Source organism: Mesorhizobium sp. M5C.F.Ca.ET.164.01.1.1 (assembly GCF_004792125.1).
Taxonomy (GTDB): Bacteria; Pseudomonadota; Alphaproteobacteria; order Rhizobiales; family Rhizobiaceae; genus Mesorhizobium; species Mesorhizobium wenxiniae.
Genome location: NZ_SRTG01000001.1, coordinates 1,124,826 through 1,139,412 on the forward strand (window position 1 = coordinate 1,124,826; position 14,587 = coordinate 1,139,412).

Below are 14,587 nucleotides of genomic sequence, written 5' to 3' on the forward strand. Positions count from 1 at the left end.
ACGATTGACCTGTGCGGTCCCAGAGGAATTGATCCATGAACGTCGACAAAGCCAACGCGGCACTGGATTCCGTCTATACGGCCGATACGCCGGAAGCACTTGCCGGGGCCTATGCTGCATGGGCTGCGACCTATGACAGCGAAACCGCCTCGCTCGGCTATCTCCTGCCGTTCCTGATCGCCGCCTGGGTGGCGCGCCATGTGCCATCAGGCGAGGGGCCGCTGCTCGACGCCGGCTGCGGCACCGGTCTGTCGGGACCGTCGCTCAAGGCGCTCGGCTATCGGGACATCGCCGGGCTCGACCTGTCGGAGGACATGCTGAAAATCGCCGGCGGCCGCCAGGCCTACAGCGAGCTGAAGCAGGCGATGCTTGGCGGTCCGCTGCCTTGGCCGGACGGGTATTTCCGCGCCTTCTTCTCGACCGGCGTGTTCACCATCAGCCACGCGCCGGCGTCCGGCCTGTATGAACTGGTGCGCATCACGAAAAAGGGTGGCCACGCCATCTTCACCGTTCGCGACCAGGTGTTCGAGAGCGGCGGTTTTCGTGATGTCTTTGCCGAACTGGAGCACGACGAAAAATGGCGGCCGGTCGAGGAAAGCCCGTGGTTCCGCTGCTATGCGATTGCCGAGCCCGAGGCGCTGGTGAAGACCTTCGTGTTCGAGGTGGTTTGAGCACCGGTTTGCGAGGAACCCAGGTTCTGCGAGGGCAGCCGCGATTGCCGAAAACCCAAAACATTGGTATGAGCCACGCCATGGAACAGCTTTTTGGCGATCCGGCCTACAAGGGCTTCGTGCTGCAGGACAGAAAACGCCTGCCGTCGCGGTTCTCGGCGCGCGTTTCCGGCGCTCTGACCAGCCGACTTCGCTAGGCCGTGTTCGCCGGCTAGCCGGCGCTTGTCCTTTCCCATTTTCATATCGACGGATTTACGCACATGAGCGCACCGCGCACCCTCTACGACAAGATATTCGACGACCATGTCGTCGATCGCCAGGACGACGGCACCTGCCTGCTCTACATCGACCGTCATCTCGTCCATGAAGTGACCAGCCCGCAAGCCTTCGAAGGCCTGCGCATGACCGGCAGAAAGGTCCGGCATCCGGAAAAGACGCTGGCCGTGGTCGATCACAATGTGTCGACTTCGCCGGAGCGCAAGTTCGGCATCAAGAATGAGGAAAGCCGCATCCAGGTCGAGGCGCTGGCCAAGAACTCCAAGGATTTTGGCGTCGAATATTATTCCGAGAAGGATATCCGCCAGGGCATCGTCCATATCATCGGTCCTGAGCAGGGCTTCACGCTGCCCGGCATGACCATCGTCTGCGGCGACAGCCACACCTCGACGCATGGCGCTTTCGGCGCATTGGCGCACGGCATCGGCACCTCGGAAGTCGAGCATGTGCTGGCCACGCAGACGCTGATCCAGCGCAAGGCCAAGAACATGCTGGTGCGCGTCGACGGCGTACTGCCGGAGGGCGTCACCGCCAAGGACATCATTTTGGCGATCATCGGCGAGATCGGCACTGCAGGCGGCACCGGCTATGTCATCGAATATGCCGGCGAGGCGATCCGCGCGCTGTCCATGGAAGGCCGCATGACCATCTGCAATATGTCGATCGAGGGCGGCGCCCGGGCCGGTCTGATCGCGCCTGACGAGACGACCTTCGCCTATGTCAAGGACAAGCCGCGCGCTCCCAAGGGCGAGGCGTGGGATGCCGCGCTCGCCTACTGGAAGACGCTGCAGTCCGACGAAGGCGCGCATTTCGACAAGGTGGTCGTGCTCGACGCGGCGAAATTGCCGCCGATCGTGTCCTGGGGCTCCTCGCCCGAGGATGTCGTCTCGGTCCAGGGCGTCGTGCCGAACCCCGACGATATCACTGATGAGAACAAGCGCACCTCCAAGCAGCGCGCGCTCGACTATATGGGCCTGACGCCGGGCACCAGGATCACCGATATCGCGCTCGACCGCGTCTTCATCGGCTCCTGCACCAACGGCCGCATCGAGGATCTGCGCGCCGCCGCCAAGGTGATCGAGGGCAAGACGGTCAATCCGCGGGTCAATGCGATGATCGTGCCGGGCTCCGGTCTGGTCAAGGAGCAGGCGGAGGCCGAGGGTCTCGACAAGATCTTTGTCGCCGCCGGCTTCGACTGGCGTGAGCCGGGCTGCTCGATGTGCCTTGCCATGAATGACGATCGGCTGAAGCCGCATGAGCGCTGCGCCTCGACCTCGAACCGCAATTTCGAGGGCCGTCAGGGCTTCAAGGGCCGCACCCATCTGGTGTCGCCGGCCATGGCGGCGGCAGCGGCGATCGCCGGCCATTTCGTCGACATCCGCGAGTGGAAATAACTCAGGGCTTCCACTGTCCATATATGAGTGCATGCCAGGCCCGAGCCGCAACGCGATTCGGGCCCTTTCTTTCAGCCGGGGCGCCTGACGAATTCGTGGAATTGCTCACGGCGGCCGGGTTGATCCTTTGCCACCACGAGCGCCAGCTGGCGTTCGTCGAAAAGCTTGAACCATTCGTCCCACTCAACCAGTTCGTAGCCGCCCGCGTTGGCCGGGCGTTCGGCCTGGTCCTGGTCCTGATAGGCATGCTGGCCGAAAACCAGCCTCAGCATGGCTTGGGTCCCTGCTTCGGGCGACACGTCGACGATTGCCGGAAATCCGGCACGTGACGCGGCCCATGAGCGAATTGCCTCGTGATCGGTCAGCATGATCGTATCGGCCATGAAAGCGTCTCCATCGATTGCTGCTGGAAAACGCCGGGCCGCGGTTTCAAGTTCCGTGCAGCAGCTTCATGGGTGACCTTGCGCATATTCGATCGATAAAGCCCGAAAGCTTTGCCGAGCCGCGCGATGATCGTAATGCCATTTCAATGGCCTGGTGCCAGACCCATGAGGATGTCTTTGGCGCGCTCGCCATAGCTTGCCGTAAGCGACCAGGGGCTGGGTTGGCGAACCACGTGCAGCCAGCCACGTTTTTCCAGCACCTTGTAATCGCTGCTTCCATTCGATTTGCGAAAAAATCGGATGGTGACGATCGCATTTGCGACACGGAGATCCGAGATCGTGATCTCGGGCAGCCAGGCCGGCAGATGAGGATCGACGAACAGCATCCGGAGTGGCGCGAAGGGCTGCAGGCCCAGCAGCGCCTGAAGGAGCGTGTAGACGGTGGTCGTCGACCACGCCTGCGGCGAATTGGCGGCCGGATAGACCGCTGGAAATGGATGATCCTGATCGCGCTGGTGCCCGGCAATACACTCCGGCAAGCGAAAAAAGTCGAAAAGCGCAGCGGTTTCGAACTGCGAACGGCATACCCGCTCGACATAGTCATGGCATCCATATCGATAAGCACCAATGGCAAACGGACCGTGCTCGACGGGCCAGACGGTGCCACGGTGATAGGAGTAGGGATTGAAGGCCGGATGTTGTGACGAAAGGGTTCGCACGCCCCAGCCGGTGAACATGTCTTCGGTAAACAGCCGCTTCAACGTGCGCGGCACCAGCGCTGTGTCGGCGATGCCGGTTGCGACGCAGTGCAGGGCGTTGGAGCCGATCGAGCTGACCTGGCGTCTATCGGGGTCGAGCGCCATCGCGAAGAAACCCTCGCTCTCCATCCAGAAGGCTTCGCTGAACCGCTTCTTGAGTTCCTTCGCGCTTTCGTACAGGTACTTTGCTTCATCTCCGCGATCGAACCACCATAAGACCTCGGCGAGATTCATTTTGGCGGCGTAGACAATTCCCTGCTCCTCGCAGGTCGCGATTGGCTTCGGCACCTGGGAGCCATCTTCGTAGACGATTGCGTCGCTCGAGTCCTTCCAGGCTTGGTTCTCGAGCCCGAGTTCCGAACGCGTTTTGTATTCGCAGAAGCCATCCTTGTCGTGATCGCAGAACGCATCGAGCCATTTGAGAGCCGCAATCGCAGGGTCGACGTATGGGCGTACGAGATTCTTGTCGCCTGTCCAGTGCCATAGCTGCGCCGCCACGAAAGGATAGAAGCCGGAGGTCGTGATCGATCCGTAGTACCGTGCTTTGGGCGTGTAGTTGAGACTGGCGAGCGGGCCGGTATGGGCTTCATGCAGCATGCGGCCCGGCTGTTCGTCGCGCCAGTCGTTGATCTCTTTCCCCTGCAATCCGGCGAGCACGGGCAAGGTTCCGCGCATGATATCGGTCGTAACCGGCGCAGCCTCCCAGGCAACTGTGAGCGTATCGCGGCCGAACAGCGCAATATAGACCGGCAGCCCGGCTGCCGTCGTCCATGCTCGCTCCGCGCAATCGAGATCGTACAGGCGCAAAGCGTCCAAATCCCGCTTGGCCTGCTCGAGCGCTCCGATCACCACGTTCGCCAGTGTCCTGCTTTCGGGGCTGGAAAAACGCGGCGCATCGCTCAGAAAACGTTGCGTGCGGCGATCATAGTCATTGGCCTGCGGCGAAAAGGACCGGCACCGATAGCTCGAAAGGAGATCCCGACCTTCCATCACCGGAATGATGTCGATGCAGCAATGCCAGCGCTCATGAGGAGCAAGGCCGACATCGAAGGCGATGCGCCCGTTCCTGTATCGGGGTGGCATGCTGGCGTTCGAGAAGCGGATCCTGACACCTCGCCGGATTGACGCAGTTCCCTTCTCATTTTGATGATCATAGCCATGGTGCGCGTGATATTCGAAGGTCAGCTCGGAAAGCTCTTCACCTTCCATCCACTTGCAGGTCTGCCGGCCGCTCTGTCTGCGGTTACCGTGCGTTTCGTCCTGGTCGGCGAAATCGGTGTCCAGATCAAGCTCGAGCACGAACTGGACTTTTTCCTGCGTGAAATTCACCAGATCGACATCCTCGTGCAGGCCCTCGCCGACATAGCGCGACAGGCGCAGCTCGATGGACTCCTGCGCAGTCTCGGAAATGGTCGGGCGCCGCTTGGCGGCCTTCGGAACCGGAGCGATGTAGTAGCCAAGCCAGGAGTGCTGAGCCACGTTGGAAACCGAGACAGGGTACGGCGGACGGCCGTTGATCAGATAACGGTAGCGAGAAAGGAGCCGCGTCTGGTGGACAAACAGGCCTTGATCGGAACCGTTGTCGAAAAAACCGTCGCGTCCGGTCGCCAGCACCGTTCGGCCTTTGCTCACATAGATCGTTTCCGGCCGTACGCGCAGGCGGACCAGGCTGTGGTCGGGCGATTCAGCAGGCATACCGTTTGGCTCCGCACGCTCTGCATGTAGCGCCCGCTAGGCTTGAGAAACACCAACTTCGATCAAATCCCCGTGAATTGTACCGGACGCCCGGAACCGCCGACGCGTGCCCGGCATTGATTTTGCGGATGAGTCTGCGTCCAGAACAGGGAGCAGTGTTATGGCTTTCCGTGATTACATCCACACGCCGATGACGCCGCGCGACATCCGATGGGGTCTCCAGCAGGGGGCCGTTGCGGGCATTGTCGCAGGCCTCGTCTTTGCGGCGTTCGAAATGACGGCGAGTGCGTTCATGATGGGGGCGGAAGCGTTCTTCATGCCCCTGCGCATGATCGGCGCCATCGCGCTTGGACCGGAAGCTCTCGATCCCGCCTACCCGCTCCTGACGGCCAGCATCGCTGGCGTGATCGTGCATTTGATCCTGGCCATCGTCTATGGGATCGTGTTCGGGGAGATTGCCGCAATGCTGCGAGGGCGAGCAGCCTTCATTGGTCTCGGCAGCGTCTTTGGCCTCGCCTTGTGGCTCGTCAATTTCTATGTGATCGCGCCGATCGCATTCCCCTGGTTTCTGCAAGCAAGCCCGGTCGTGCAGTTCATTGCCCACACATTCTTCTTCGGTACCGTCCTCGGCTGGTACCTGTGGAAATCGCACGAGAGAAGCGGGCTCGAAGGACCAGCGGTTTAGCCTTGCCAATACCAACCTGGCGCCGTCAGATTGAATTTCGCGGAAAGACAGCGGTGGTCACCGGCGCTTCTGCCGGTGTCGGACGCGCTGTTGCCCTGCGCCTCGCACGAGAGGGCGCGAAGGTCGCTCTGATCGCGCGCGACAAACCTGCTCTCAGCCAATTGAAGGCGGAAATCGAAGGCAAGGGCGGCGAGGCACTCGCCATAGCCGCCGATGTTTCTGACGCGGCCAAAGTAGTTGCGGCGGCCGACGAGATCGAGTTAACACTGGGGCCGATCGAGCTTTGGATCAACAATGCGATGGCGACTGTTTTCTCACCTGTGGAGGAAATAAGTCCCAAAGAATTCCGCCGCGTAACCGAGGTGACCTATCTCGGTTCCGTCCATGGGACGATGGCGGCGCTGCGGCACATGAAACCGCGCAACCGCGGTACGATCCTGCAAATCGGATCCGCGCTAGCCTATCGCGGCATTCCGTTGCAGGCCGCGTATTGCGGCGCCAAGCATGCACTTCGTGGCTTCAGCGAATCTCTTCGCACCGAACTCATTCACGATCACAGCGATATACGGGTCACGATAGTCGAATTGCCAGCGGTCGATACGCCCCAATTCGATTGGGCGCGCACGCATACGGGCCGTGAACCTCGCCCCATGGCCCCCGTTTTCCAGCCGGAAATCGTGGCCGAGAATGTCATCCGCGCCGCGCGCGATCCCGCCCGCGAATACTGGTTGGGTTTCAGCACCCTTTTTTCCATCATCGGAAACATGTTTGCCCCAGGCTTGCTGGACCGCTATCTGGCTAGTGCGGCTTACAAGGGCCAGGTCCGGCGTACCAAGGCATCATCTGCACGCGATGACAATCTTTTCCACCCGGTCAAAGGGCTCCACAAGATGCATGGGTCCTTCACGACCGAGGCACGCGGCAGACTTGCAGGATTTTCAACGGCAAGGACCAGACTTGGCATTTTCACCGCGGCGACGGTTTTGCTCTTGATGATCGGCTATGGGTTTGGCAGTCGCAAAAGAACCGCGCGCGGCAATTGATTGACCGAAAAAGCAAAAAACGGGACGGTGATTGGACCGCGAGGGGGGCTCCGACGTGTTTGGCTGCTTCGGAAGCATTGGCAGCGTCGACGGGCTCCCGTCCGGCACAAGAGTGACCGCGAGCTTCGGCGTGGCGCCCCCACCGGCGAGGAAGGGCTGGAGCCGCTGATGCGCCGCGCCGACGAGGCGCTTTACAAAGCCAAGAGGAACGGCCGCGACAGCGTGCAGCTATCCCATGAACAGTCGGAAACGGTGCTCGTTGTGGAACCGCTCAAAGCCGGCTGATCATCCCGCTCGAGGCCCACGTTAACGTCTTTTTCGCCCGTTCATGATTTGCTGGCGCAGGGAGTGCGAAAAACCACATGGGCGGCGGCGCAGAGTTCATCCTTGCAATCAACCTGCTCGTCGCCGGCCTGCTGGCGGCTGCCTTCATGACCATCTCGTTCAACGATGTGGCGCGCGCGCCGGCGCGCTGGCTGGTCTTCGGTTATCTGCTCGGGATGGCCTATTTCGCCATCGAATTCAGCATTCCGATCTTCGACAATACGCGACCGGCAGTCGTCGCGGGTTTCGCCGTTTTCCTGGGCGCCACCATCGCCTTCAATGGCGGGCTTGCCCATAAATACGGCGTGGCGCCGCGCTGGGCGCCGATGCTCGTCTTCCTGTTTGCGGCCACCGTGGCCGTGTATTTCGTGCAGGACCTGCCGCGCCAGTCGCTTGCCCGCATGATGGCCTACCAGCTTCCCTATGCGGCCATGCAGTTCGTCGGCGTCGCCATCGTCTGGTCGTCCTGGCAAAGACGCGATTGGCTCGACCATGCGTTGATGGCCGTTCTGGCGGCCAGCGCCCTGCAATTCGTGAGCAAGCCGTTCATCGCCCACGCATTGGGCGGCTGGGGTGTCAATCCGCAGGCCTATCTGCAGAGCAACTACGCTCTGGTGTCGCAATCGCTTGGCACGGTGTTCGGCCTGACAATCGCGCTTCTCATTCTGGTCATCCTGGTCCGCGACGTGCTCGCCGAGGCGACGTCGAAGTCGGAGACGGACACACTATCGAGGTTGCTCAACCGCGGCGGCTTCGAACGTCATGCCGAGCTGGCGATGCGTGACGCCGTACGCAAGGGTGTTCCGGTCGCCCTGGTCATCGCCGACCTCGATCATTTCAAGAGCATCAACGACAGTTTCGGCCACGCGTCCGGCGACCGGGTCATCGAAGCCTTTGCCGGCTTCCTGCGTGATGCGGCCGCCGATCATCACGTCGCCGGTCGCATCGGTGGTGAGGAATTCGCCATCATCCTGCCGGGAACCAACCTCGCCGCCGCGCGGCTCTTCGCCGAAGGGACGCGCAGCGCTTTCGGAGCCTTGCCGATAGACTGTCTGCCGGCGCACCATCGTTGCACCGCCAGTTTCGGCGTTGCCGAGCTTCACCCGGCCGAAGGGTTTTCCGACCTGCTGCGGCGCGCCGACGAAGCGCTCTATCAGGCGAAGGGCAGCGGACGCGATTGCGTGCGCATCTCGATAGGGTCAATCGCCGCCCGGCAGACGGCTATTGCCAACGCCGGGCCGAAGATCAGCGGCAGGGGCTGAGTTCGGGCATCTCGCCGTCGGAAAGCCCGTACATGTAACTGCGGCCCTTCACGAAAACCGGCGGCCTGTAGCAGTCGCGGCTGCTGACGTCATCCGCGTCGTTTTCATAGATTCTGGGCTGGCCGGCGCCGGTGTAGTCCGACAGTTCCTTGGCTAGGCTGCCCTCGCCAACGAGGATGCGCTTGTAGCCGGCGGCGCTTTCGATGACGAGATTGCCGAAAGAATCGGCGTAGACGCGGTCGCGCGTCCCGGCGAGTGCCGGTGCTGCGAAGCCGATGGCCACCGCCACCAGGATGAGCGCCGTAAGGCGCGATCTGCCTGAATTCGAACGCATGGCGTCCCCCATTTGTCAGAGGCGAGTCTTCCTCGAATCATAAATTAACCTTTTATTAACCTTTGTTAAGAGGCCAGGCCTGCTGGCAACCAGATCTCGGCAAACATGGTTAATGCGGCGCCTTGGAAGGCTGCGGCCATCTTTCGGCCATGCTTGCCCGCACCATCGCGGCCGGCGCGGGTGATCTTGGCCAAGCATCGCGGCTGGATTGACGCAGGGAGGCAGCAGCAGCATATGGCGTTAAGCCGGACGTTTCGGGTGACGCTTGCCCATGTTCCATTGCTGATTATCGTTGCCTGCGTGTCGCAGACCAATGCGCCGGCCACCGCGACCGATTCACCACAGCCGCGCACCGCCACTTACACCTGCGCTGATGGCACAAGGATCACCATCGAAAACCTCGGCACTTCGGTGCGCGTGCTTGGCCCGGACGGCGCCAGCGAGGACCTGCCGGCCTCGCCCGCCAATCAAAGCAGCCGCTTCGGCGCCGCGCATGACGCAATCGTGATCGACGGACGTGACGCGCTGGTGATGAAGGGCGGGAAGACGCCGCTGACTTGCACCCGCTGACCGGGTGTGTCGATATTCAGGCGATGCCGGCCTGCAAATGGTGGATCCCTGCGCTTCCGGTGCACTTACCGAAATGTACGCTCCGCTCCGGTTCTCGGCATCACCATTTTCGGCGCGGCCTGACCTGAATCTCAACACCACCCTGGCTGTTCGGTCGGGCAGATATGCCGCACTGCAGCGAACATTGCGCCGGCTTGGGTTCGCGCCCTAATCGATTGAAGCGAAACACCGCCCTTTTGTCAGACTAAATTACGTTTTCGAAACGATTTTCCGGCTTTGACGCGGTGCAAAAAGCGCATTAGAAACCGGCTGTCCGAAGTCGCAACCGGAAGCGGTAACGCCGCATTTCCCCTGGGGCTCCAGAGACGCCGAACTGGGGAAGCCATGAGCAAATCACCAGCCACCCGCGAATTTGCCAGACGTGAACGGCCGCTTTCGCCGCATCTGACCGTCTATCGACCGCCGATCACTATGACGATGTCGATCATCCATCGCATCACCGGCGGGGCGCTTTATTTCGGCACGCTGCTGGTCGCGCTGTGGCTGATGGCGGCGGCGAGCTCGCAATCAACCTTCGATGCCGTCAACTGGGCCTTCGGCTCGTGGCTGGGGCGGCTGGTGCTGTTCTTCTATACCTGGGCGCTGATGCACCACATGCTGGGCGGCGTGCGCCATCTGATCTGGGATACCGGGGCAGGTCTTGAAAAGGACACGGCCTCCAGGATCGCCTGGGCGACGCTGGCCGGCTCGATCGTGCTGACGCTGCTGATCTGGGTCGCCGGCTACATGGCGCGGGGAGCCTGATCGTGAGCCACCGCAACACCGACATGCGCACGCCGCTGGCGAAGGTCCGCGGCCTCGGCTCCGCCCGCGACGGCACGGAGCATTTCTGGCGCCAGCGCCTGACGGCGATCGCCAACATCCCGCTGATCCTGTTCTTCGTCGGCTTCCTGATCGCGTTGAACGGCGCCGGCTATGCGGAAGTGCGCGCCGCACTTGCCAACCCGTTCGTGGCGCTGGTCCTGGCCCTGGTGCTCTTGTCCGGGCTCTACCATATGCGGCTCGGCATGCAGGCGATCATCGAGGACTATGTACATGGCGAGGGCATGAGGCTGGCGCTGCTCGCGCTCAACACATTCTTTCCCGTAGTGGTCGGCGTCGCCTCGATCTTCGCCCTGCTCAAACTGGCATTTGGAGGCTGAGTTTTGGCCAAGGACGCGAAAAACGCCAACACGGCGTCCGCCTATAGCTATGTCGACCACAAATTCGACGTGGTGGTCGTCGGAGCAGGCGGCGCCGGCCTGCGCGCCACGCTCGGCATGGCCGAACAGGGCCTGCGCACCGCCTGCATCACCAAGGTTTTCCCGACGCGGTCGCATACGGTCGCCGCTCAAGGCGGCATCGCCGCCTCGCTGTCCAATATGGGCCCCGATTCCTGGCAGTGGCACATGTACGACACCGTCAAGGGGTCGGACTGGCTCGGAGACGTCGACGCCATGGAATATCTGGTGCGCGAAGCACCTGCCGCCGTCTACGAGCTTGAGCATTACGGCGTGCCGTTCTCGCGCACCGAAGAGGGCAAGATCTACCAGCGGCCGTTTGGCGGACACATGATGAATTTCGGCGACGGCCCGCCGGTGCAGCGCACCTGTGCGGCGGCCGACCGCACCGGCCACGCCATCCTGCATACGCTCTACGGCCAGTCGCTGAAGAACAACGCGCAGTTCTTTATCGAGTATTTCGCGCTCGACCTGATCATGGAGCCGGACGGCACCTGCACCGGCGTCGTCGCCTGGAACCTCGACGACGGCACCATCCACCGCTTCTCGGCAAAAATGGTGGTGCTGGCGACAGGCGGTTATGGCCGCGCCTATTTCTCGGCGACCTCGGCGCACACCTGCACCGGCGACGGCGGCGGCATGGCAGCACGGGCCGGGCTGCCGCTGCAGGACATGGAGTTCGTGCAGTTCCATCCGACCGGCATCTATGGCGCCGGCTGCCTGATCACCGAGGGCGCGCGCGGCGAGGGCGGCTATCTCGTCAACTCCGAAGGCGAGCGCTTCATGGAGCGCTACGCGCCGTCGGCCAAGGACCTTGCCTCGCGCGACGTGGTCTCGCGCTGCATGACGCTGGAGATTCGCGAGGGACGCGGCGTCGGCAAGAACAAGGACCATATTTTTCTACATCTCGACCACCTCGATCCGGCCGTTTTGCACGAGAGACTTCCGGGGATTTCGGAATCGGCAAAAATCTTTGCCGGCGTCGACCTGACCAAGGAGCCGATCCCGGTGCTGCCGACGGTCCACTACAATATGGGCGGCGTGCCGACCAATTACTGGGGCGAGGTGCTCAACCCCACCGCCTTGAACCCGGACCAGGTATCGCCAGGGCTGATGGCGGTCGGCGAGGCCGGCTGCGCCTCGGTGCATGGCGCCAACCGGCTGGGCTCCAACTCGCTGATCGATCTGGTGGTGTTCGGCCGCGCTGCGGCGATCCGGGCAGGCCAGGTGATCGACCGCAACGCCGCGATCCCGTCGCCCAACGAAGCCTCGGTCGAGAAGACCATGGACCGCTTCGACCGGCTGCGTCACGCCAACGGCTCGACGCCGACGGCGGTTTTGCGTGAAAAGATGCAGAAGGCGATGCAGGACGATGCGGCGGTGTTCCGCACCCAGGAATCGCTGGAAAGCGGCTGCAAGCGCATTTCGCAGATCTGGGGCGAGCTCAAGGACGTAAAAGTGTTCGACCGCTCGATGATCTGGAATTCCGACCTGGTCGAGACGCTGGAGCTGGAAAATCTGATGGCCAATGCCATCACCACGGTCTATGGCGCCGAAGCGCGCAAGGAGAGCCGCGGCGCGCATGCGCGGGAAGATTTTTCGGCTCGTGACGATCTGGCCTGGCGTAAGCATACGCTGGCCCGGCTCAGCGAAGACGGCGAGGTGTCGCTCAGCTACCGGCCGGTGCACACCGAGCCGCTGCTTAGCGAAGCAGACGGCGGCATCAACCTGGCCAAGATCGCTCCCAAGGCGAGAGTGTATTGACGATGGCCGCCGTGAACGGGACTTGGTCCGGGCTGAAGCTCGTCATCCGAAAGGACCTGAGGTAATGGTCGAACTCACGCTTCCGAAAAACTCGAAAATCAAGGCCGGGAAAACCTGGCCGAAACCGGAGGGCGCGACCAATCTGCGCGAGTACCGCATCTACCGCTGGTCGCCGGACGATGACGAGAACCCGCGCATGGACACCTATTTCGTCGACATGGACGATTGCGGGCCGATGGTGCTCGACGCGCTGCTCTGGATCAAGAACAAGATCGACCCGACGCTGACGCTGCGCCGCTCCTGCCGCGAGGGCATCTGCGGCTCCTGCGCCATGAATATCGACGGCTCGAACACGCTCGCCTGCACCAAGGGCTGCGACGACATTTCCGGCGCGATCAAGGTCTATCCGCTGCCGCATATGCCGGTGGTCAAGGATCTGGTGCCCGATCTCACCAATTTCTACGCCCAGCACGCCTCGATCGAGCCATGGCTGAAGACGGTATCGCCCGAGCCGGCCGAGGAATGGCTGCAGAGCCATGAGGGGCGCGAAAAGCTCGACGGGCTTTATGAATGCATATTATGCGCCTGCTGCTCGACCTCTTGCCCGAGCTATTGGTGGAACGGCGACCGCTATCTTGGCCCGGCGACGCTGTTGCAGGCCTATCGCTGGCTGATCGATTCCCGGGACGAGGCCACGGGCGAACGGCTCGACAACCTCGAAGACCCTTTCCGGCTCTATCGCTGCCACACCATCATGAACTGCGCCCAGACCTGCCCCAAGGGGCTCAATCCGGCCAAGGCGATCGCCGAGATCAAGAAGATGATGGTGGAGAGAAGGGTGTAGCTTCGGCGGCGCATGTCGCGATCCAGCCTAAAAAGGATAGCCGACCTATGACCGACACCGAACTGCCCATCCTTTCTCCCGTCGAAGCGCGCGTGCTCGGTTGCCTGATCGAAAAGAAGGAACTGACGCCCGATATCTACCCGCTGACGCTCAATGCGGCACTTGCCGCCGCCAACCAGAAGACGGCGCGCGAGCCGGTGATGTCGGTCGAGCTTGTCGAGGTAAGACGAGCGCTTGGCCAGCTTGAGCACAAGGGCTTGGTCAGGCAGGTCTTTGCTTCGCGCGTCGAGCGCTACGAGCATGTCGTCGCGCAGCGCTTTTCGCTGACCTCAGCGCAGATTGCGCTGCTTGGGCTGCTGTTGCTGCGCGGTCCGCAGACCGCCTATGAATTGCTGGCGCGAGCTGAGCGCATGGCGCGGTTGCCCTCCATCGACGAGCTTCGCGGCAATCTCGACCTGTTGATCGGCCGCAAGCCGCCGCTCGTTCAGCAGATCGATCGTGGACCCGGCCAGCGTGAGGACCGCTATGCGCATCTCTTGAGCGGGCCGGTGCAGACGCCGGTGGTGGCTGCAACGCCCCTGCAATCACCTTCGCCGGCCTCGGATCTCGAAGCACGCGTGCAAGCTCTCGAGGAAGAGGTCCGACTGCTGCGCGCGCGCTTCAACGCGCTGACCGGCGAGGGACAGTAGCGCCCCGCCGGTCCATTGCGCTGCCGGTTCGCGAGGTTCGGCCGCTCAGCCGAGCTTGGCGTCGAGTGACACTTTTATCGCGCCGAGCGCCTTCGAGACCGGACACCCGGCCTTGGCCTGTTCAGCCAGCTCCTGGAATTTCGCGGCATCGATACCTGGCACCTTGCCGACCAGCGTGAGCGCGCTGCCGGTGATGCCGGTGCCCGGAACCAATGTCACCACGGCCTTGGCATCGAGTTCGGTGGCGGGGGTGCCGTTCTCGGCCAGGACATGCGAAAGCTGCATGGCAAAGCAACCGGCATGCGCCGCTGCGATCAGTTCCTCCGGATTGGTGCCGGATTTGCCGCTCTCGTCCTCGAAGCGCATCTTGAACGAGTAAGGCGTGCCTTTCAGAGTCCCGCTCTGCGTGTCGAGCGTACCCTTGCCCTCTTTCAGATTGCCTTTCCAGACGGCGTTTGCGGTGCGGTCCATGAATTCCTCCTTGATGCGGTGGCTGAGCCGTGATCGGCGTCTGATCGACTATAGCGCGCGCGGGCACGAAGGCCACCCGTGCTTTCGCGCCAATGGCCACGCAAAAAAATCCGCGTGCAAAAATGTCGACTTCCATCTGCCTCG

At 62.2% G+C, this 14,587-nt stretch carries 16 protein-coding genes and 1 pseudogene; 12 read left to right on the top strand and 5 right to left on the bottom strand.

Annotation, left to right across the window (positions count from 1 at the left end):
- Window positions 1–35 precede the first annotated feature (35 nt).
- Window positions 36–671, top strand: a complete 636-nt coding sequence (locus EN807_RS05380) for a class I SAM-dependent methyltransferase (RefSeq protein WP_135934159.1) — start codon at window positions 36–38, stop codon at window positions 669–671.
- 260 nt (window positions 672–931) lie between these two features.
- Entirely contained in the window at window positions 932–2,341 is a 1,410-nt protein-coding gene (gene leuC / locus EN807_RS05390) for a 3-isopropylmalate dehydratase large subunit (protein ID WP_135934160.1), read from the top strand.
- 71 nt (window positions 2,342–2,412) lie between these two features.
- Here the strand turns inward: leuC and EN807_RS05395 are convergent, their stop codons facing one another.
- On the bottom strand, window positions 2,413–2,724 hold the full coding sequence (locus EN807_RS05395) for a hypothetical protein (protein ID WP_127318825.1): 312 nt from the start codon (window positions 2,722–2,724) through the stop codon (window positions 2,413–2,415).
- Window positions 2,725–2,867: 143 nt separating this feature from the next.
- Window positions 2,868–5,177, bottom strand: a complete 2,310-nt coding sequence (locus EN807_RS05400; RefSeq protein WP_135934161.1) for a glycogen debranching N-terminal domain-containing protein — start codon at window positions 5,175–5,177, stop codon at window positions 2,868–2,870.
- Between the two features lie 106 nt (window positions 5,178–5,283).
- Between EN807_RS05400 and EN807_RS05405 the strand changes: the two genes are divergently transcribed.
- The 4 genes and pseudogenes from EN807_RS05405 (at window position 5,284) to EN807_RS05420 (ending at window position 8,491) form a co-directional block, all read left to right on the top strand.
- Window positions 5,284–5,862 carry a hypothetical protein gene (locus EN807_RS05405; protein ID WP_246684013.1) on the top strand — a complete coding sequence of 193 codons (579 nt, stop codon included), beginning with the start codon at window positions 5,284–5,286 and terminating at the stop codon, window positions 5,860–5,862.
- 2 nt (window positions 5,863–5,864) lie between these two features.
- Window positions 5,865–6,905, top strand: a complete 1,041-nt coding sequence (locus EN807_RS05410) for an SDR family oxidoreductase (protein WP_246684014.1) — start codon at window positions 5,865–5,867, stop codon at window positions 6,903–6,905.
- An 85-nt stretch (window positions 6,906–6,990) separates the two neighbouring features.
- A pseudogene (locus tag EN807_RS05415) lies at window positions 6,991–7,190 on the top strand (diguanylate cyclase); the annotation flags it as partial.
- A 77-nt stretch (window positions 7,191–7,267) separates the two neighbouring features.
- Complete coding sequence (locus EN807_RS05420) at window positions 7,268–8,491, top strand: GGDEF domain-containing protein (RefSeq protein WP_135934162.1); 1,224 nt, start codon at window positions 7,268–7,270, stop codon at window positions 8,489–8,491.
- Here the strand turns inward: EN807_RS05420 and EN807_RS05425 are convergent.
- Window positions 8,475–8,825 carry a hypothetical protein gene (locus tag EN807_RS05425; protein ID WP_135934163.1) on the bottom strand — a complete coding sequence of 117 codons (351 nt, stop codon included), beginning with the start codon at window positions 8,823–8,825 and terminating at the stop codon, window positions 8,475–8,477. The two genes, EN807_RS05420 and EN807_RS05425, sit on opposite strands and share 17 nt — an antisense overlap.
- 65 nt (window positions 8,826–8,890) lie before the next feature.
- Window positions 8,891–9,019: a hypothetical protein gene (locus EN807_RS37370; RefSeq protein WP_281405190.1), complete on the bottom strand. Its 129-nt coding sequence runs from the start codon at window positions 9,017–9,019 to the stop codon at window positions 8,891–8,893.
- Between the two features lie 40 nt (window positions 9,020–9,059).
- Between EN807_RS37370 and EN807_RS05430 the strand changes: the two genes are divergently transcribed.
- The 6 genes from EN807_RS05430 to EN807_RS05455 all read left to right on the top strand — a co-directional run bounded on the left by EN807_RS05430 (window position 9,060) and on the right by EN807_RS05455 (window position 13,972).
- The gene (locus tag EN807_RS05430) at window positions 9,060–9,395 is read left to right on the top strand and encodes a hypothetical protein (RefSeq protein ID WP_135934164.1); all 336 of its coding nucleotides are present in this window, start codon (window positions 9,060–9,062) and stop codon (window positions 9,393–9,395) included.
- Between the two features lie 384 nt (window positions 9,396–9,779).
- The gene (gene sdhC, locus EN807_RS05435; protein ID WP_127319772.1) at window positions 9,780–10,199 is read left to right on the top strand and encodes a succinate dehydrogenase, cytochrome b556 subunit; all 420 of its coding nucleotides are present in this window, start codon (window positions 9,780–9,782) and stop codon (window positions 10,197–10,199) included.
- Window positions 10,200–10,201: 2 nt separating this feature from the next.
- Entirely contained in the window at window positions 10,202–10,597 is a 396-nt protein-coding gene (gene sdhD, locus EN807_RS05440; protein ID WP_135934165.1) for a succinate dehydrogenase, hydrophobic membrane anchor protein, read from the top strand.
- Window positions 10,598–10,600: 3 nt separating this feature from the next.
- Complete coding sequence (gene sdhA / locus EN807_RS05445; RefSeq protein ID WP_135934166.1) at window positions 10,601–12,439, top strand: succinate dehydrogenase flavoprotein subunit; 1,839 nt, start codon at window positions 10,601–10,603, stop codon at window positions 12,437–12,439.
- A gap of 64 nt (window positions 12,440–12,503) precedes the next feature.
- Window positions 12,504–13,283 carry a succinate dehydrogenase iron-sulfur subunit gene (locus EN807_RS05450; protein ID WP_135934167.1) on the top strand — a complete coding sequence of 260 codons (780 nt, stop codon included), beginning with the start codon at window positions 12,504–12,506 and terminating at the stop codon, window positions 13,281–13,283.
- A gap of 47 nt (window positions 13,284–13,330) precedes the next feature.
- Complete coding sequence (locus EN807_RS05455) at window positions 13,331–13,972, top strand: DUF480 domain-containing protein (protein WP_135934168.1); 642 nt, start codon at window positions 13,331–13,333, stop codon at window positions 13,970–13,972.
- A gap of 45 nt (window positions 13,973–14,017) precedes the next feature.
- Here EN807_RS05455 and EN807_RS05460 read toward each other — a convergent pair whose 3' ends face one another.
- A complete protein-coding gene (locus tag EN807_RS05460) occupies window positions 14,018–14,443 on the bottom strand; it encodes an OsmC family protein (protein ID WP_135934169.1) in 426 nt (141 codons plus the stop codon).
- Between the last annotated feature and the right edge of the window lie 144 nt (window positions 14,444–14,587).